Raw genomic sequence first — 18,722 nt, 5'->3', positions numbered from 1 at the left:
TTGCTTGGGTGCTCGCCAACGAACGCGAACTACAAAGTTCGCGCTACCACCCGCCGCCTAGTACCCCGGCGTACTCAGCGGCAGCAGCAAATGCTCGATAAACGTGGCCCCGCGCACCGGGCGGCAGGTTACGTCCACCGCTACCTTAGTCAGGCCGGCATCGCGCCAGGGCTGGGCGTAGAGGCGGGCGCGCGGCACGTCGCCGGGCTGGTTGGTAAGGCTCAGCGCGCGCAGCAGGTTCCCATTTTGCGGATTGATGACGAGAAAGCTGACGTAGGCCCCGCGCGGGTAGCGCGCCAGCGGCAAATCGAGAAACGTAGTACCGCCGTCGATGGCGCCCGCATACACGGGGCGCAACAGGCTGTAGCCCACCCACTGCTGCTTGAGCAGGGCGGGCGGCTCGGGGGCGTCGTCGTTTTCGGCCACTACCTGGTAGAGGTACTGGCCCACGCCGGGCAGCGTGTCGGTGAGGGTGTAGGCGGCCCGGCGGGTACCGTACACGTTGCGCGTGATGGGCACGCGCCGGATTTCGGCAGCCCGAAACCCGCGCTGCTCGCGCCGCAGCACCCGGCAGTAAGTGGCCGTGGGCAGCGAGTCGGGCACCTCCCAGCTCAGCTCAATGAAGCGGCTATTGCCGGGCGCGGTAGGCGGCACGCCGGGCGCGGGCACGGCGGGTAGGCCCCGCGCCCGGCCGCTCACTTGCAGCGTGAAGGTGCAGTAGTCTTTGAGGTAGCCATCGACGTCGAGCAGGTAGGGCACGCCCGCTTGCAGGTTGGGCAGTGTGATGAACAGGTCGTCCTGCGTGCCGAAGGAGGTGCACGACAAAATGCGGTAAGTAGCCGGCTCGCACGGCGTGCCCGTGAGCACTACCAGCTGCACGCCGCGCACGTCGCGGCAGCGCTGCCCGCCGATGTTCACGTAGTAGGTGCCCGCCGCCGGCGGCCGAAACTCAAACCACTGGTCGTTGTGGTACTCAATGCACTTGCCCGTCAGGCGCTCGTCTACGCAGCCCGGCTGCACGGTGCAGCCGGTAGTAGTGGAGGTGATAATTTCCTCTGCGCGCAGCAGGCGGCGGTTTTCGATGTTGTCGTTGGCTACCTGGGCGCGGGCGGCGAGGCTGAGCCCGTAAACAACCCCGGCTGTCATGCTGAGCTTGCGAAGCATCCTATCACGTTGGTACGAATCCAAAAGACGTGATAGGATGCTTCGCAAGCTCAGCATGACAGCCGGGGTTAAAGTAGGGAACATGTAAAACGGAGTGGCACTCCGTTTGGCGTTAGGTCGGGCCCGAACGCGGAAACGGAGTGCCACTCCGTTTTACAGCTTGGCCGTGGCGGGCGGGGTTTCCTTGCCCAGGTCTTTCTCCACATACTTGCTGGGGCACTTGGTCAGAATCTGGTCGGCTACGAAGACGTTGTCTTTCATCGCGCCCACGATTACTACCTGCTCCGACTTGTCGAGGTCGGCCGGGGCGGGGTTGTGGTACACCACGCGCTGGGCCACGTTGAGGGTGTCGACCAGCGTGAAGGCGAAGAAGTTAGGGTCGCGCCGGGCGTCGTATTCCAGCCCGATGGGCTGCTTCTCGGCGTTGCGGGGCAGCGTGCCCACCACGTGTACTTTATTGCCATTGCCGGCCGCCGCTTGCAGCCGCGCCTCGGCAAAGGTGACGTAGGAGCTGGCCCCCGACATCGTGCTGACGATGACTCCCACCGCCGCCGCGATGATGAGCAGGATAAAGATGTGCGTCTTTTTCATAATGCTTTATAATGTAGAAATGCGGGGAGATGAGAAAAGGTGCGAAATGAAAAGGCTACTCTTGTTTCAACAGGAAAACGAAAGCAGTCATTTCCACACGCCGCACATCTTACACATTTCCCACATTCTACTCATTTATTGATTTCTCCAGCCGGCTCACCTTGCCATCGAGCCGAATCAAATACACCAGCAGCCCCGTCACGATAATGACGAGCACCAGCACGACCACGTAAATCTTGCCGCTGGCGCGCAGGGCGTCGGCCATTTCGGGCTCGTTGGCGGCAGTAGTTTGGGCGAAGGCTGCGCCGGCCAGCAGCAGCAGGGGCAGCAGCAGGGCCACGGCCCGGCTAAGCCAGTTGTTTTTCTTGCTTTTCATAAATCTTCTCTTTCACAAAGGCAAAGCGACAAGCCACTTCCGTAATCCAGACGCCGAGCAGCGTCCAGCCAATCACGGCCGGGTAAAACACCAGCCGCATGGCGCTATCGAGGTCGTATTTCGAAAAGCCTGGGTTGCCGCCGTTGCCAGGATGCAAGGACTGCGCCTCGGCCAGCCTCGGCATGATGAACAGCAGCGGAATGGCCGCCGAAAACGCAAAAATATTGTAGATGGCCGACAAGCGCGCCCGCTGCTGCTCGTCGCGCACCGAGCCGCGCAGCACCAGGTAGGCCGCGTAGATGAGCATGGTCACGGCCGCGCCGTTGAGCTTCACGTCGGTCGTCCACCAGGTGCCCCAGGTGTAGCGCGCCCACAGGCTGCCCGTGAGCAAGCCCAGCACGCCCAGCAAAATACCCGTTTTGGCCGACTCGTGGGCCAGCGTATCGAGCCGTGGGCTGGGGTTGCGCAGGTAGCGGATGGAATTGATAACCGAGGCCAGCAGGATGATGGTCATGCCAAACCACATCGGCACGTGGAAGTAGAGGTTGCGCTCCGTCTCGTTGAGGATGGCTAGGCGCGGCACGTGGCCCAGGAAGCCCATCACTACTGTGTAGAGCAGCAGCACGATGGTCAGGTATTTCCACCACTTCATAGGGAGTTAAGAGTTAAGAGTGAGGAGTTAAGAATTAGCTGGTTCGGTACTGCCCACGCGGCCGACCACGCCAAACAGCGGGTCGCCGTACTTGGGCTGGTGGGCAAAAACCTCGGTCGGCCCAAAGCCGCCAGCGGCGAAATACTGCTGCACCAGCGCCACGTGGCCGCGGTCGTCGAGCGCCTGCCAGGCATACACGGCCTTGTCGGGAAAGCAGCGGTTAGAAAACGTGACCACCAGCGGCGCACCCGGCCGCAGCACCCGCGCTAGCTCGGCAAACACCGCCGCTGGCTGCGTGAGGTACTGCACCGACACGCAGATGCCCGCGCCGTCGAACTCGCCGTCGGCGTAGGGTAGGCGCGGGTTCTCGTTGAGGTTCTGCACAATGCCCAGCTCGGTGAGGCGCGGGTTTTGGGCCAGCTCTCGGGCATTCATGCCCAGGCCGGCCACGCGGCTATAGGGCACCTCGGCGGGCAGGTGGCTCACCCAACTGCTCATCAGGTCGAGTACCGCGCCCCCGGCCGGCAGCAGCTGCCGATACAGCTGCGTCACCGCCGCCACGGCCGCCGCGTCGATGTGCGTCACGAGCCGCTCGAAGCGGTAAAACTCCTGGTCGGGAGTTTCATCACGCCGCGCAAACGCCTGGGGAGGAAGGTTTAGCATCAAGGAGTAAATAACAATGAGCAATGAGCAATTAACAAGGAGCAACTTCAGATTTCAACCTTCGGCTGCTCATTGCTCCTTGTTAATTGCTCATTGGAAACTAGCTGCGCCACAAAAACGGGAATAATACATAGGACACCGCCCCCACAATAAAGTTCAAGGCCACGAGCGTGAGCACGGGGCCCTGGCTGACATCCCAGGGTAGCCCGTCGAGGGCGTTCTTGCTTATTTTGATAACGATAAGTAGCACGGGCACCAGCACCGGCAAGCCCAGCACCGCCAGCAGCGTGCCGCCCCCAGCCTGCCCCGCCCGCGCCGCAATGCCCGACACCAGCGTGAGCGACGAGGCCAGGCTCACGGCCCCCAGCGCCACATTGGCCGCAAAGAGCGGCATGTTCTGCACCGGGTTGCCGAGCAGCATAGTGTAGAGCAACAGCCCCGGCCCGGCCAGCGCCAGCAGCAGCAGGGCGTTGTAGAAAATTTTGGCTAGAATAACGGCCTCAGGCCGCGCCACCGTGTAGTAATACAGGCGCAGCCCAGCCGGCTCTTGCGCCAGCCCGCGCCCCGCCGCGCCCAGCGCCGCAAAGAGTAGAATTATCCAGAACAGCGCGTTCCAGGCCGGGGCGGGCGGCAGCCCGCCGCGCGAGGTAAAGCTGAGGTAGCTCACGTACACCGTGCCGCCCACGTAGAGCAGCAGGCCCGCCAGGGCGGTGCGCTGCCTCCATTCGAGGCGCAGGTCTTTTAGCAATAGATGCCAGATTTCGGCGGGTAGCGACACGCCGCAAAGATACGGTGGGCGGCGGGGCAGTGGGAGCGTGGTTGGCCGCTGGGGTAGCGAAGGCGCAGCCTTACTCGTGGGCCACGCGAATGACCTGATGAAATAACTGATGCTACAAAAAAAACGCCTTCCGTTGCGGGAAGGCGTTTGAAACCAGGCTGTAAACAGAGTCTAAAAGTCGTGTCCCAGCGTGAGGTAGGGCTTGGGGCCGGTACGCGTGTAGTTTTCTTCGCCCCAGGCCAGGTCAAACTTGGTGTAGAAGCCCAGCATGGTAGTGCGCACGCCCACGCCGTAGCCGATGAGCAGCGGGTTGCGGAAGTTAATGACCGTGCCCGAAAAGAAGGTGTTGTTCTTGAATGCTACCGTGTTGTTGGAGTTGCTTTCGCTGAACGGATTGCCGCCCGAGTAAGCCGTGCCAGCATCCACGAAGCCCGTGAACTGCAAGTTGCGGAAGAAGCCCGAGTAGATGGGCCGCCGCGACAGGTACTGCACGATGGGAAACCGTAATTCGCTGTTGAACAGCACGTAGCTGCGGCCGGTGCGCTTGCTCAGGTCGAAGCCCCGCAGGTTGGTCACGAACTGCTGGGTGAAGAGGCTCGTGGGGTCGGGCGTGGGCGTCAGCAGCTGCTGGTCGGCGTATTTCTGAAACAGCCAGTTGTCCATGCCGCCGAGGCGGAAGGTCTGTGGGTTGGGCCCGAAAAAAGTGCCGAAGCTGGCCCGGTTGGCCCACACCAGCTGGCGGTGCACCTTCTGGTAGTGGCGCAGGTCGATATAAAATTTGCCAAAATTGCCCTGCTTATTATTAACCTGATACTCTTGCAGAATACCCATTTTGAGGCGGGTGCCCACCAGCATGTTCACGCCCGTGGCCCGCGAGTTGTCAAACACCAGCTCGGCGTTGTAGCCCAGGTAGTTCACGCTATTATCAAGCGTAGTGTTGGCGTCGCCGGTCTGGGTGCGCGACATGGTTTCGAACAGCGGGCCGCCGCGCAAGCTTAGGTTGTGGGTGAAAGGGTAGGCGATGGTAGGCGCTACCTGGTGGCGGCCGTAGCGCGTGAGGCCGGGGCTATTCGACTGCGTATTAAAGAAATATGCCTGCTTGCGGTACGTGATGCCCCAGTCGAGGCGGTGCGTAAGGTTGGTGTAGGACAGGCTGATGTTGCTGGTGCGCAAGTCGAGCTGCCCAAACACGTTGGCCTGAATGCGCTGATTTTCAAACGCATCCGATAAATTGGCCTGGAGTGACACCCCGAAGCCCAGCAGCGGGTCCACGGCGATACCTGTCAGCAGGTTATCGGCCATAAAGCGCGTGTCGTAGCGGTAGGGGCCGGCCAGGGAGGGCGCGGCGGGTTTGGCGGTGGTTACTGGCGTGGCCGCCTTAGTTCCGCGCCGGGGCCGCACCGGGATGGCCGGGTCGTCGTCTTCCTCAAACTGGTAGTTGTTGGTATTCACCTTGTTGCTACCCCGGCGCTTGGCCGACGAAGCCGGCACGCCATTATCGGGATTGGCCGGCGTAGGGGCCGGCTGGGCGGCCACGGGCGCGGTAGTGGCGGCGGGCGCGGCGGCCTTCACGGGCGTAGGCGCGGGCTGCGAGCGGGCCTCCAGTATTTGCTGGCGCGATGTTTTGCCCAGGAACATATCGGCCGGCAACTCATACTTGGGGTAGAGGTAGAGCAGGTCGCGGGCCTGCACCGAGGCTACCAGCGCCAGCGCCTGGCTGGTGGCGTTGTAGTCAAAGTCCTGAACGTTAGACGAAAAATTGGTAACTGGCTGGCGCTGGCCCGTGCGGCGCGAGTAGCGGTACACGCTGCGCACGCCGCTTTCCTCGCCCAGATACAAAATCTCATCATCCGAAATCGGCCGGGGCCGCGTCTCGTTCGAGATGGTGCTCACCAACGTTTCCACCGGCTTGGCCCGCCCATCGAGGTGGTACAAGAACAGGTCGTAGTTGTTCACCACGTTCGGGAAAGCGGCCGGCCGGGCCCGGCCCGTCGAATCGAGGTAGCGGTTGGAGCTGAATACGATGGCCTGCCCACCTGGCAAAAACATCGCCTGCTGGTCGTCAAACAGGTCGTCGGTCAGCTTTTCGGGCCGGCGGCTACCGGCTTTCAGCAGGTAAATATCGTTTTGCCCATCCTTGATGGCGCTGAACACGAGCGCCTTGCCATCGGGCGAATAGTTCAGGTCGAGCACCTGGTCGTAAGTGTCGAAGATGGTAGTGGGTCGGCTCAGGCGGATGGCCCCGCGCACGCGGCTCAGCAGGCCGTCGCCGGCCGCGTCGCGCAGGTGCAGGGCCATGCGGCCCTGGCTTAGCTCAGCCACGGCCACCTGGCCATTGCCGCGCCAGGCCAGCGCGGGCAGGCGGCCTTCTATCTGCTGGTCAGGGGTTTTATAGCCGCCGTGCAACAGCGTGTGGCGGTGCGAGCCGTCGCGGTTGGCCACCACCACGCGGTAGCGGCCCTGGTCGTTTATGGCGTAGGCCACCTGCTGCCCGTTGGGGCTGAGCACGGGCTGCGAAAACAGCTCCAGCCCGCGGCGGTTGCGCGAGCTGTGGCGGGCATCGTCGGCCAGCTGCGTGCGGGCCTCAATGGCGGGCTGCTTGTTGAGCTCGCGGTAGTAGTTGACCCAGTTGCGCAGAAAAACCTTGAACGGCACGTTCAAAGAAGAGCTGATGCCTACCTCCACGTCGCGCGTAATGCGCGTGAGGTTCAGGATGTTCTGCACCGCGCCGTAGCCGTAGCGCTCGGCCACGTAGTTCCAGATGCTCTGGCCCGCCAGCTGCGAATTGCGCACGAAGAAAGGGGCCGTGCGGTTGCCGGTGGGGTACTCGCGCACCATGTCGCGCATGTAGGCGTCCATGTCCACGCTCCAGCCCTCGGCGGCGTAGGCCGAAGCCCCGCCCACAAACCAGTCGGGCAGTTGCAGCAGGTAGTTGCTTTGCAGCACCTCGCGCAGCGAGCCGCCGTACATCATGTCATTGAGCAGCACCTGTGTTATCTGCTGGCTCATGTCGCGCTTAAAGTCGGTCTGCCGGCCCGTGAAGGCGATTTCGACCTTGCTCATGCGCGCCAGCTGGGCCTCGCCACCGTTTACCGAGCTGGGCAGCGGCAGGTTGATGTTGCTCTGGCGCAGGTCGCCTACTGAGTTATACAGCATCAACGTGGTTTTGCTGTAGGGGTAGTACCCCACCAGCGCCGTAATGCGCTGGAGCTCCTGCTCGGCGTACTCGGCGGCGCGGCGCGCGCTGGCCTCGCCCCCGCCGTAGAAATACACGTTGAAATTCTGGGTCGAGTAGAACTGCCAGTCGAAGTTCTTGTACTGCACCCGCACCCGCCCAAAGGGCTCCTGGGCCGACTGCGCCCGCGCCGCCGGGCTGCCCAGCAGCGCCGCCCCGGCCAGGGCCAGCACGCCGGCCCGCCTGTTTATCTGCAAAAAGCCGGCAGCCGCCCGGCAGCGTTGGAGGAAAAACTTCACGATAAGAAAGGGCAGAGGTAAAGCAAAGAAGGAAAAACGGCCGCCGGAAGCTGCCATCCGTGCAAGTTTGGCCCGGCGTTGTCCAAACGTTTTAAAGGTAGGCTTATTTCTTGGGTAATTCAGCAGGGTATAACTTATGGTAGCGCGCCAGGTCAGCCTCGGGCCAGATTTCGCCCTGGCCGGCCAGGTAGTCGGCCATTTGCTGCGCCAGCCGCGGGGCCAGCGACACACCTTTCGAGCCGAAGCCACCAAACACGCTCAGCCACGGCAGCGCCGGATGGTGGCCCAGCAGCGGGCGGCGGTCGCGCACGGCGGGGCGTACCCCGCGCCGCAGCCCCCGCACCCGGTAGGGTAGGGCCGTGAGGCCCGCCAGGCGCGCCAGCAGTTCAGTTTCACCGTCTTCCGAGCCGGCCGGCGCGAAGGGCGGCCACCGGTAGGTAGCGCCCACCCGAAACTGTCCCGCCCCGTCGGGCACCACGTAGGCACCCCGATTGAGCACCTGGTCCGGGCTTAAGCCGGGTACTTCTACTGCCAGCACCTCGCCCTGGTTGGGGGTAAGGGGCAGCCAATTGAAGTGCGGGCAGCCGAGCGCCTCCGCACCCTGGCAGCACACTACTTGCCGGGCGCGCACCCGGCCCGGCGCGTAGGCCACGCCCCCCGCGTCGCTAACTACGTTTTCCCAAGTAAAAGTTTCGGTGCGCAGCCAGCCCTCGGCCGCGCCCTGCCGGGCCAGGGCGGCCAGCAGCTCGGCCACCCGCACGTAGCCGCCCCCGCGCAGCCACGCGCCGCCGTGCGGGGCCAGCAGCCCCGGCCGCTCGATGGGCGCGGTGTCGATGCCGGCCACGAAGCCGGCCCACGGGTCTTGCTCGGCGCGGGCTAGCATCTGCTGCTGCTCCTGTGCCGAGCCAAAAACCTTGAGGATGTTGGTTTCGGCCAGAAATTCAGCGCCCAACTCCTGGCCCAACTGCTGGTAGTAGGCCACGGCGTAGGGCAGGGTTTCGAGGGCGCGCCAGGTGAGCGCGAAGCGCTTGCCGGCCACAGGGTTCATGAGGCCGGCTGCTACCCGCGAGGCTGCATCGGGCCGGGGCTCGTCATACACCAGCACGCGCTGGCCGCGCCCGCGCAGCTCGCGGGCCAGTGCCGCCCCCGCAATGCCGTGGCCGATGAGCAGGTAGTCGTAAAAGTCAAAATCGGAAGTCATGGCGGGCAAGATAGGGAGTGGATGAGTGGATGAGTGGGTTGGTGGATGAGTGGATGAGTGGGTGAGTGGGTGGTACTGTCATGCTGAGCGGAGCGCAGCGGAGTCGAAGCATCTCTATCGCTTCGTTGAGCAGTTTGGATGAAGCGGTAGAGATGCTTCACTGCGTTCAGCATGACAGTACCACCCACTCATCCACTCACCCACTCACCCACTCATCTACCAACCCACTCATCCAATACCTTTGCGCTATGCTTCGCATTGTCAGCTTCACCTTCAACGGCTTCGCCGAAAATACTTATCTGCTCATCGACGAAGCCACGCGCGCTACGGCCGTCGTGGACCCCGGCATGTACAGCCGCGCCGAGCAGCAAACCCTGCGCGACTACATCGCGCAGGAAAAGCTCGATGTGCAGTATCTGCTTAATACCCACGCCCACATCGACCACGTGCTCGGTAATGCCTTCGTGCTGAACACCTACCCTGGCATTCCCTTCCTACTGCACCCGCTCGACCTGCCCACGCTGCGGGCCGTGCCCACCTACGCCGGGCCCTACGGCTTCGGGGCCTACGAGCCGGCCGAGCCCACGGGCGAGCTGGCGGCCGGGCAGGTTATTGAGCTGGGCGAAAGCACGTTGGAAGTGCGCTTCGCGCCGGGCCACGCGCCGGGCCACGTCGTATTCTACGACGCGGCGGGCGGGCAGCTGGCGGGCGGCGACGTGCTGTTCAAGAGCAGCATCGGCCGCACCGATTTGCCGGGCGGCGACCACAACACGCTCATCCGCAGCATCAAAGCCGAACTGCTGACCTTGCCCGACGCCACGGTGGTGTACCCCGGCCACGGCCCCAGCACCACTATCGGGGCCGAGCGGCGCTCGAATCCATTTTTGCAGTAGCTGCCTGGCAGCAAAAACACATGAGAAGCCTTTTGTTAGTGCCCGCGCTGCTTGGCCTGGCTGCGCAAGTAGCGCAGGCCCAGGCGCAAGTGAGCGGCCGCGTGCTCGACGCCCACACGCGCCAGCCCGTGCCCTACGCTAGCGTGCAAGTGCCCGGCACCACGCTGGGCACCACCGCCAACGCGGAAGGGGAGTTTGCCCTGCGCGTGCCGCAGCTGCCCGCCAAAGTGCTGGCGTTCAGCCTAGGATATGGCCGCGATTCGGCTACCGTGGCGCAGCCGGGCGCGGCGCTGGTGCTGCGGCTGGTGCCGGCCCCCATCGTGCTACCCACCGCCGAGCCGCCGAGCTACGCTGCCCAACTGCTGCTGCGCGCCTACCGGCAAATGCAGCGCACGCTGGCGCAGGCCCAGTACGGGCAGGCCTTCTACCGGCAGGTGACGCGCAATGCCGACGAGCCCACCGAAGTGCTCGAAGCCGTGTGGGACGTGAAAGCCAGCAGCGCCGGCCTCATGGGTTCGCGGCTGGCGCAGGGCCGTTACGGAGCCAAGCCCGCGCCGATGGATTTTACTAATTTTTCGCTCTATACCAAGGCGTTGGGTAGGTTCTGCGGCATCGCGGCTCCCGATACCACCGACTCGCACGCGGTAATGAGCGCCGACCCCACCAAATACTTCATTCTGCACTACCGGGGTCTGACGCAGCGCGGCGCGCACCAGTTGGCGGAAATAGCCTACGAAAGCCGGCCGGATATTCCGCTGGTGCAGGGCAGTGTGTATATCGACGTGGCCAGCTACCAGGTGCTGCACGCCCGCGCTACCCGCCCGCTGGAAATAGCGACCTCAAGCACCAAGGCCAGCTTCCGCGAAGGCTCGGTGACAGTGGAGGCCGATTTTACGCCCACTGCCACCGGCGCGCTGCCCAACTACGTGAAGGTGAACGGCAAGCTCGTGATGGCGCGCAAGGGCAAGCCCGATACGCCCGTGCGCGCCGAGTCGCTCACCTATTTCTACGACCTGCGGCCCGCGCCCACCGGCCTGCCCTACGCCGGCCCCGCCGCGGGGGCCAACGACCTGGCCGCCATCCGCCAGAAAACCTACGACCCCGCCTACTGGCGCGACCTGGCCGTGGTGAAGCGCACGCCCCTCGAAGACGAAATCATGCATTCCTTTGAGGATAAGAAAGCCTTTGGCACTTTGCTGAACAAGTAACCTTCGCCCCTTGAAACGACACCTCCCCAACGCTCTCACCTGCGTCAACCTGCTCTGCGGCTGCATCGCCCTCACCTTCATCTTCGGGGGCAACCTCGTGGTGGCGGCCTATTTCGTGGGCATCGCGGCCGTGGCCGACTTCTTCGACGGGCTGGTAGCGCGGGCGCTGCGCGTGTCGTCGCCCATCGGCAAAGACCTGGATTCGCTGGCCGATATGGTGTCGTTTGGGGTCGTGCCGGGCGCGATTATTTTTCAGTTGTTGACTAGTGCTTCTACTCATGCTGATACCAATTATGGATACTTGCCAAATGCTCAGGCTGGTTCTTACCCGTTGGCTTATTTGGGCTTCATCATCAGTATCTTCTCAGCTCTGCGTCTCGCCAAATTCAACAACGACACGCGGCAAACGACTTCCTTTATTGGCCTGCCTACGCCGGCCTGCACGCTGGTGGTAGCCTCGCTGCCGCTCATTCTGGCCAATGATGTTTTTGGGCTGAAAGATTTTATTTTGAACCCGCTGGTCTTAATTGCCCTCACGGTGCTGCTTTCGGGCTTGCTGGTGGCCGAGCTACCGCTCTTTGCGCTGAAATTTAAGAACCTACAGTGGCGCGGCAACCGCCGGCGGTTTATTTTTGTAGGGCTGGCGCTGGGGCTGGTGCTGTGGCTAAAGGCGGCAGGCGTGCCGCTGGCGGTGCTGCTCTACGTGCTGCTGTCGATACCCGGCCGGGTGCGCAGCCGCGACGCCGCCGAAGCGGCCCCGGCCAAGCCGCAATAATTTCAGCCCGTGCGCAGTTAGCAAGGGCGCGGCCGGAACCTGACGCGAATGCTTCAGGTTGGGGCAGGGCAGCCCTGCCGGGCTAGTATGCAGTAAATCAGCGGTTCTCTATGCCAAAAATTTTCCTCTCTGTCTGGGCGTTGGTAGTGTTGCTGGGCGGCGCGCTGCCGGCCCACGCCCAAAGCGGCGAGCAAACCGCCCCCGCCCGTGTGAGTTGGGGCGGCTACGCGCAGCTACCCGCCGCCAACGGCACCACCCGCAAGGTGCCCACTTTCCGCGAAGCTTACCACGGGCCGGGCGAGCTAGTTGGCACGCTCACGCTGCGGCTGCCCGGCACCGTGGCCGCCGGTACCTTGCGCGAGGCCGTGTACGAGCCCTTCCCGACCGCCGATGCGGCCCTGCTGAGCGCCGCCCCGCTCACGGCCGCGCCAGCGGTGCGCCTGCGCTTCGGCTACGAGGCGCGCCGGCCCTACAGCTATGTGCTGGTGCAGCCCGCCCGCCGCAACCCCCAGACCGGGCAGCCCGAGCGCCTGGTGTCTTTTAACTACGCCTACCAGACCGATGGGGGAGGGGCCAACCGCCCCACGGCCCCGGCCGCCCGGCCGCACAACATCCAAACGTCGGTGCTGAACAGCGGCGACTGGTTTAAAATCGGGGTGCCCGCCAGCGGCATGTATAAGCTCGACCGCGAGGCGCTCGGCAAGCTGGGTTTAAATACCGGCGCTACCGACCCGCGCCGCATTCAGGTGTATGGCAACGCCACCGGCATGCTGCCGCAGGCCAACGCTGCCCCCCGCCCCGACGACCTGGTGGAGAATAACGTGCTGCTGGTCAACGACAACAACGACGCCACCTTCGACGCCAACGAGTTTATTTTGTTCTACGCGCCGGGGCCGCACACCTGGGCCATCGACAGCACCAACAAGGTGCCCACCGGTTTCCGCCACCTTAATAATGTATATTCTGACACGGCCTACTACTTTGTGCGGGTAGGGCCGGCGGCCGGGCGGCGCGTGCCCACGGCCGCTGCGCCGGCCGGGCAGCCCACGGGCGCGCCCATCACCACGTTTATGGACCGCCGCTTCTACGAGCGCGATTTGGTGAATTTGATGCACTCGGGCCGGCACTGGCTGGGCGAAACCTTCAGCCCGAGCTCGTCGCAAAGCTTTACCTTCAGCGCCGATGGCCAGCCGGCCCTCACCGACCTGGTGGTGGGTAGCCCGGCCCGCCTGCGGGTGGCCGTGGCGGCGGCCACGTTGCAGCCCTCATCTTTCCAGGTTAGCTTCAACGGGGCCGCGCTGCCGGGCAGCACGGCGATTACGCCGCTTTCAAACGCGTCTTTCAGCACGATAGCCAACACCAACGTCGGCAACTTTACGACGGCCATCACCAGCGCCACTACCGAGCCACAAGTGACGCTGAGCTTTTCGGCCTTCGAGCCCACGGCGGCCGGCTACCTCGACTACCTCGAGCTGCTGGTGCAGCGCCAACTGCGCCTGAGTGGCTCGGCGCTGGAGTTTCGGGCGCTCGCGCTGCGCGGGGCGGGCTCGGTGGGCACCTACTCGGTTGATAACGCCGGCGGGGCGCAGGTGTGGGAAGTAACTAACCCGCGCCGCCCGCGTGCGCAGGCGCTCAGCAACGGTAGCTTCGTGGCGCATACCGACTCGGTGCGCGAGTACGTGGCGTTTCAGCCTAATGGCAGCTTTCCCGCGCCCCGGCCCTTCGGCCGCGTGGCCAACCAGAACCTGCACGCCCTCAACGTGAGCGGCGACCTGGACATGGTTATCGTCACGTACCCAGCCTTCAAGCGGCAGGCCGAGCGCCTGGCCCAGCACCGCCGCGACAACAACGGCCTGAAAGTAGAAGTAGTAACGACCAAGCAGATATACAACGAGTACAGTTCGGGCGCGCAGGACGTGACGGCCATCCGCGACCTGATGAAGCAGGTGTACGACCGCAACCCCGACCCCAGCGTGCGCCGCAACTACCTGCTGCTGTTCGGCGATGCGTCTTACGACTATAAGTCGTCGGCCTTCAACGACCAAAACCAACAGCCCGGCTGGTGGAAAAGCCGCCGCCCCTTCAAAGTCATCGACGCCGACTTGTACAACCAGAACATGGTGCCGACTTACGAGTCGCGCGAGTCGTTTTTGCCGGTGGCCGGCTACCGCGACAATGCCGAAGGCGTGTCGTCGTACTCGTCGGAAGACTACTACGGCCTGCTTGACGACAACGAGGGCCGGTGGGAAGAGTTTGGCGTGGGTGCCTACGAGTCGTGCGACATCGGCATCGGCCGCCTGCCGGTGCGCCCCCCACGCGAGCGCCGCGAGCAGGCCACCAACGACGACCAGGCCCGCCAAGTGGTCGATAAGATTATCGCCTACGACGCTACCTCCAGCTTTGGCAAATGGCGCAACCGCATGACCCTGACGGCCGACGACAACGACCCCAACATCGGCATGGCGTTCACCATCGAGTCGGAAACTGACTTTGCCCCCGAGATACAGAAGGCCGAGCCGGCCTACAACATCCGCAAAGCCTACCTCGACCTGTATCCGCAGGTGAGCGTAGCGGCCGGGCAGCGCTCGCCGGCCGCCGAGGCGGCCATCAACGATGCCCTCGACCAGGGCTCGCTGCTGATTGGCTACACCGGCCACGGCGGCCCCAAAGGCCTCGCCGACGAGCAAATTATCACCACGGCCTCGTTGCAAGCCCTTACCAACCAAAACCGGCTCACGTTCTTCGTCACCGGCACCTGCGACCTCAGCACCTACGACAACCCCGACTACACCTCGGCTGGCGAAACTGTGCTGACCGACAACACTACCGGGGGCGCGGTGGGGCTGTTCACGACTACGCGGGTAGTGTATGCCAACTTCAATGCAACGCTGGTAAAATCGTTCTACAGCGAGGTGCTGGCGCGCAATGCGGCCGGCGACCTGCCCTACCTCGGCAATGCCAGCCGCATGGCCAAGATAACCGCCGGCCCCAGCGGCGACCTCAACAACCGCAACTACACCCTGCTGGCTGACCCTACCACCCGCCTGGCCTACCCTCGGCAGCGCGTAGTTATCGACTCCATCAACGGCCGCAAGGTAGCGTCGGTGCAAATCAGCCTCGACACGCTGAAGGCGCTGAGCCAGGCCCGCATCAGCGGCCACATCGAAAACCGGGGCGCGTTCAACGCGGGCTTTAATGGCACGGCCGACATCACGATTTTTGATAAAGCCACTACCGTGAATACCCTCGGCGACCAGGGCGGCGTGCCCACGCCGGTGCAGGTGCAGGAAACGGTGGTGTACAGCGGGCAGGCGCGCGTGAGCAGTGGGCGTTTCAGCGTCAAGTTCATCGTGCCCAAAGATATCAACTACAGCCCCGGCCTGGGCAAAATCAGCCTCTACGCCGCCGACTACACCGCCAAAACCGACGCCCAGGGCTACCAGCTGGTGCCCATCGGCGGGGCGGCCAAAAACGCGCCCGGCGACACCACGCCCCCCGAAGTGCGGCTGTTTATGGACGACGACTCGTTTGTGTCGGGCGGCCTCACGGCCGTGAATACGCTGCTGCTGGGCAAGCTTTTCGACCTCTCGGGCATCAATACCTCCAACGCGGGCGTGGGTCACGAGCTCACGGCTACCCTCGACAACGACCCCGCCAAGCTGGTAATCGTGAACGACTCGTACACGGCGGCCGTCAACGACTTCACCCGCGGCCAGATTCGCTACAACTACCGCAGCCTCGCGCCCGGCCCGCACACCATCAAGGTGAAGGCCTGGGACACCTATAATAACTCGGCCGAGGGCACCGTGGAGTTCATCGCGGCCCAGAAGGAAAACCTGGCCCTCGACCACGTGCTGAACTACCCCAATCCGTTCAGCAACACTACCACGTTTCACTTCGACCACAACCGTGCCGGGCAGGAGCTCGATGTGCAGGTGCAGATATTCACGGTGGCCGGCCGCCTGGTGAAAACCCTGCACGCGAACGTGATGACCAGCACCTCGCACGACAAGACCATCACCTGGAACGGCCGCGACGACTACGAAGACCAGCTGGCGCGCGGCGTGTACGTGTACCGGATTTCGGTGCGGTCGGCCTCTGACAGCCAGCAGGTTACTAAATTTGAAAAATTAGTGCTATTAAATTAGGTTATTTGTGAGTTACTTGGCCGCTTAAATAGCATTACCTCGTCTTAGCTAATTTCACTTTTAAATAGGCTTATTCACCTGTTTTCTGCCGCGTTCGCCCCGTTTTACCAAACCCCATGACCTTGACTTTTTCTCGTTCGCTGGCCGTAGTGCCGGTGCTTTTGCTGGGGGCTTCGGCGGCTCTGGCCCAGAACCACACCATCACCACGGCCGTGCCGATTCTGACGCTGGCGCCCGACGCCCGCGGGTCGGCGCTGGGTGAAGCGGGGGCGGCTACCTCGCCCGATGCCAACGCCGCGTTTTACAACCCCGGCAAGCTGGGCTTCGTGCCCTACAAGTACTCGTTTTCGCCCAGCTACTCGCCCTGGCTGCGCAAAGTGACCGACGACATGAGCCTGAGCTACCTCTCGGGCTACGGCAAAGTGGGCGAGCGCGGCGCGTTCGCGGCCTCGCTCATGTACTTCAGCATGGGCCAGATTGACTACCGCGACGGCAGCAACCTGCCCACTGGCAGCTTCAACCCCAAAGAGTATGCTTTGTCGGTATCGTATGGCCAGCGCCTGGGCGAAAACTTTGGCATCGGCATCTCGGCGCGCTACGTGCGCTCGAACCTTATCGGGTCTTACGCCGGCAACGACGCGCAGTCGGGCAACTCGTTTGCCGCCGACCTCGGCGCGTACTACAGCAAAGAGATGGGTCAGTACAACGTGGCCTTCGGCGCGTCGATTTCCAACATCGGCAACAAGATGGTGTACCGCAACGCCGCCACGTCGAGCTTCCTGCCCACCACGCTGCGCCTGGGCACGGCCATCACCCGCGAGCTCGACCCCTACAATAAAATCACCTTCGTGCTCGACGCTACCAAGCTGCTCGTGCCCTCGCCCTACTACGAGGACGGCAAGTCGCCGAACGACCCCGGCGTAGTGGCGCGCAACAACGAGCGCCAGCAGCAGGGCATCGTGTCAGGCATCTTCAGCTCGTTTAGCGATGCGCCGGGCGGCTTTAAGGAAGAGATGCAGGAAATCAACCTGGGCGGCGGCCTCGAGTACGCCTACGACAACAAAATCATGGCCCGCGCCGGCTATTTCTACGAAAACCGCTACAAGGGCGACCGCCAGTACTTCTCGTTTGGCCTGGGCGCGCGCCTGTCGGTGTTCGGCGTCGATGGCACGTATCTGGTGCCCAACTCGTCGGCCAACCCGCTGGCCGAGACCATCCGCGTCTCGCTGCACTTCAACCTGGAGAAGCTGGCCGATGCCTTCAGCGACGGCGGCACCAGCGGCACCACAAACTAAAAGCGCGGCTTAGCGTTTACCCACTGCCGCTGTTCTGTGCCAGTATCACACGCCTGCTCCAGCTTCTGGGGCAGGCGTTGTTGCGTAGCTGGCTTGCCAAGCGGCGTTTTCTTTTTACCTCTTTCTGCTTCAAGCTTAGTCTTAGCCGTGCTCAACCGCCTGCTGCCGCCCCCGCCCCAGCCATTCACCTCCATTACCCTGCCCACGCCCGAGGTGCGCTCCCTGCCCAACGGGGCCCGGCTGCACCTGCTGGCCAACGATGCCCAGCCCGTATTGCGCCTGCAAGTGGTGCTGCCCGCCGGCAAGCGCCAGGAGCCGGCCCCCGGCCTGGCCCAGCTGGCCGCCCGCCTCCTCACCGAGGGCACGGCCACGCGCACAGCCCGCCAGCTGGCCGACGAGGTAGCCTTCTATGGGGCGTCGCTGGAGTGCGAGGCCGGGCCCGACCGCGCCACGCTCACGCTCTACTGCCTGGCGCGGCACCTGCCCGCGCTGCTGCCGCTGGTGCAGGAGGTGCTGGCCGCGCCAGCCTTCGGCGAGCCCGAGCTGCACCAGATGAAGACGCGCATCAGCCAGAGTATGCGGGTCGAGCGCCAAAAAACCAGTTTCCGGGCCACCGAGGAGTTTAACAAGCAGCTTTTTGGCGAGCAGGTAGCCTATGGGCGGCCGTTTAGCGAAGAGTCGTTTGGCCAGATTACGGCCCACGAGCTGCGGGCCTTCCACGCCGCCGCCTACGCGCCGGCCAGGGCCGAGCTATTCCTGAGCGGCGACGTGGCTGCCTACGCCGATACCGTGGCCGAAGTACTGGGCCAGTGGCAGCCCGCCGGGGTAGCCAGCGTAGCAGCAGAAGCTCCGGCCCCCGCGCCGCTGCCGGCTACCCACCCCACGGGCCTGGCGCTGGTGCCGGTCGAGGGCAGCATTCAGGCGTCCATCCGGGTGGGGCGGCGCTGGCCGGCCCTCTCCGAAGCCCAAACGCCCGAGCTGCTGCTGCTGGTGAAGGTGCTGGGCGGCTACTTTGGCTCGCGGCTGATGAAAAACATCCGCGAAGACAAGGGCTACACCTACGGCATCCACGCCAGCGTGGTGGCCCGCGAGCAGGCCACGGCCCTGGTTATCGGCACCGATGTCAACGGCGACCGCGCCGACGCTACCCGCCAGGAAATCGCCTACGAGCTGGAGCGCCTGCAAACCGAGCTGCTCGACGACAACGAACTCGAAACCGTTAAAAACTACACCCTGGGCAAGCTGCTAGGCGAAACGGCCACCGTGTTTGAGCAAGCCGACAAATACCGCCACATAACTCTGCAGCACCTGCACCCCGACTACTACCTGCGCCTGGTGCAGCAAACGCAGGCCGCCACCGCCGTCAGCCTGCAAGCCCTGGCCCGCACCTACCTCAGCCCCGCCGATATGCTGACCGTAGTGGCGGGGTAGTGAGGAGTGGGGGAGTGGATGAAGTGGCTGGGCGTCCGTCATGCTGAGCGCAGCGAAGCATCTCGCGTGGCGC

At 63.8% G+C, this 18,722-nt stretch carries 14 protein-coding genes; 6 read left to right on the top strand and 8 right to left on the bottom strand.

All coding sequences use genetic code 11. The annotated features are described in order from the left end of the window. Positions 1–57: 57 nt before the first annotated feature. The 8 genes from VFO93_RS21005 to VFO93_RS20970 form a co-directional block, all read right to left on the bottom strand. Positions 58–1,164, bottom strand: a complete 1,107-nt coding sequence (locus VFO93_RS21005) for a hypothetical protein (RefSeq protein WP_325136339.1) — start codon at positions 1,162–1,164, stop codon at positions 58–60. A 153-nt stretch (positions 1,165–1,317) separates the two neighbouring features. Next, on the bottom strand, positions 1,318–1,755 hold the full coding sequence (locus VFO93_RS21000; protein WP_325136338.1) for a cytochrome c maturation protein CcmE: 438 nt from the start codon (positions 1,753–1,755) through the stop codon (positions 1,318–1,320). A 127-nt stretch (positions 1,756–1,882) separates the two neighbouring features. Further along, positions 1,883–2,131, bottom strand: coding sequence for a CcmD family protein (locus VFO93_RS20995; RefSeq protein WP_325136337.1), 249 nt, complete (start codon positions 2,129–2,131; stop codon positions 1,883–1,885). Continuing rightward, on the bottom strand, positions 2,103–2,783 hold the full coding sequence (ccsA, locus tag VFO93_RS20990) for a cytochrome c biogenesis protein CcsA (protein ID WP_325136336.1): 681 nt from the start codon (positions 2,781–2,783) through the stop codon (positions 2,103–2,105). The genes VFO93_RS20995 and ccsA overlap by 29 nt, the downstream gene beginning before the upstream one ends. A 27-nt stretch (positions 2,784–2,810) precedes the next feature. After that, complete coding sequence (locus tag VFO93_RS20985) at positions 2,811–3,446, bottom strand: methyltransferase domain-containing protein (protein ID WP_325136335.1); 636 nt, start codon at positions 3,444–3,446, stop codon at positions 2,811–2,813. 100 nt (positions 3,447–3,546) lie between these two features. Next, on the bottom strand, positions 3,547–4,224 hold the full coding sequence (locus tag VFO93_RS20980; protein ID WP_325136334.1) for a heme exporter protein CcmB: 678 nt from the start codon (positions 4,222–4,224) through the stop codon (positions 3,547–3,549). Positions 4,225–4,395: 171 nt separating this feature from the next. Further along, entirely contained in the window at positions 4,396–7,698 is a 3,303-nt protein-coding gene (locus VFO93_RS20975) for a hypothetical protein (RefSeq protein ID WP_325136333.1), read from the bottom strand. A 103-nt stretch (positions 7,699–7,801) separates the two neighbouring features. Further along, a complete protein-coding gene (locus tag VFO93_RS20970) occupies positions 7,802–8,899 on the bottom strand; it encodes an FAD-dependent oxidoreductase (RefSeq protein ID WP_325136332.1) in 1,098 nt (365 codons plus the stop codon). Positions 8,900–9,147: 248 nt separating this feature from the next. Between VFO93_RS20970 and VFO93_RS20965 the strand changes: the two genes are divergently transcribed. The 6 genes from VFO93_RS20965 to VFO93_RS20940 all read left to right on the top strand — a co-directional run bounded on the left by VFO93_RS20965 (position 9,148) and on the right by VFO93_RS20940 (position 18,649). After that, complete coding sequence (locus tag VFO93_RS20965) at positions 9,148–9,792, top strand: MBL fold metallo-hydrolase (protein ID WP_325136331.1); 645 nt, start codon at positions 9,148–9,150, stop codon at positions 9,790–9,792. A 38-nt stretch (positions 9,793–9,830) separates the two neighbouring features. After that, on the top strand, positions 9,831–11,000 hold the full coding sequence (locus VFO93_RS20960) for a carboxypeptidase-like regulatory domain-containing protein (RefSeq protein WP_325136330.1): 1,170 nt from the start codon (positions 9,831–9,833) through the stop codon (positions 10,998–11,000). 10 nt (positions 11,001–11,010) lie between these two features. Further along, complete coding sequence (locus tag VFO93_RS20955; RefSeq protein ID WP_325136329.1) at positions 11,011–11,775, top strand: CDP-alcohol phosphatidyltransferase family protein; 765 nt, start codon at positions 11,011–11,013, stop codon at positions 11,773–11,775. A 110-nt stretch (positions 11,776–11,885) separates the two neighbouring features. Further along, on the top strand, positions 11,886–15,923 hold the full coding sequence (porU, locus tag VFO93_RS20950; RefSeq protein ID WP_325136328.1) for a type IX secretion system sortase PorU: 4,038 nt from the start codon (positions 11,886–11,888) through the stop codon (positions 15,921–15,923). A gap of 116 nt (positions 15,924–16,039) precedes the next feature. Beyond that, complete coding sequence (gene porV / locus VFO93_RS20945) at positions 16,040–17,218, top strand: type IX secretion system outer membrane channel protein PorV (RefSeq protein ID WP_325136326.1); 1,179 nt, start codon at positions 16,040–16,042, stop codon at positions 17,216–17,218. 147 nt (positions 17,219–17,365) lie between these two features. Then, the gene (locus VFO93_RS20940; RefSeq protein ID WP_325136324.1) at positions 17,366–18,649 is read left to right on the top strand and encodes a M16 family metallopeptidase; all 1,284 of its coding nucleotides are present in this window, start codon (positions 17,366–17,368) and stop codon (positions 18,647–18,649) included. The last annotated feature ends 73 nt before the right edge of the window (positions 18,650–18,722 follow it).

It is taken from the genome of Hymenobacter sp. (genome assembly GCF_035709525.1).
Taxonomy (GTDB): Bacteria; Bacteroidota; Bacteroidia; order Cytophagales; family Hymenobacteraceae; genus Hymenobacter.
The sequence above is the reverse complement of the archived record's forward strand: the minus strand, read 5'-3'. Positions and strand labels throughout refer to the sequence as shown.

Excerpts from the sequence above, each read along its gene's own strand:
- VFO93_RS20985 (WP_325136335.1), bottom strand. The coding sequence starts at position 3,446 with ATGCTAAACCTTCCTCCCCAGGCGTTTGCGCGGCGTGATGAAACTCCC.
- VFO93_RS21000 (WP_325136338.1), bottom strand. The coding sequence starts at position 1,755 with ATGAAAAAGACGCACATCTTTATCCTGCTCATCATCGCGGCGGCGGTG.
- VFO93_RS20970 (WP_325136332.1), bottom strand. The coding sequence starts at position 8,899 with ATGACTTCCGATTTTGACTTTTACGACTACCTGCTCATCGGCCACGGC.
- porV (WP_325136326.1), top strand. The coding sequence starts at position 16,040 with ATGACCTTGACTTTTTCTCGTTCGCTGGCCGTAGTGCCGGTGCTTTTG.
- porU (WP_325136328.1), top strand. The coding sequence starts at position 11,886 with ATGCCAAAAATTTTCCTCTCTGTCTGGGCGTTGGTAGTGTTGCTGGGC.
- VFO93_RS21005 (WP_325136339.1), bottom strand. The coding sequence starts at position 1,164 with ATGCTTCGCAAGCTCAGCATGACAGCCGGGGTTGTTTACGGGCTCAGC.
- VFO93_RS20965 (WP_325136331.1), top strand. The coding sequence starts at position 9,148 with ATGCTTCGCATTGTCAGCTTCACCTTCAACGGCTTCGCCGAAAATACT.
- ccsA (WP_325136336.1), bottom strand. The coding sequence starts at position 2,783 with ATGAAGTGGTGGAAATACCTGACCATCGTGCTGCTGCTCTACACAGTA.
- VFO93_RS20995 (WP_325136337.1), bottom strand. The coding sequence starts at position 2,131 with ATGAAAAGCAAGAAAAACAACTGGCTTAGCCGGGCCGTGGCCCTGCTG.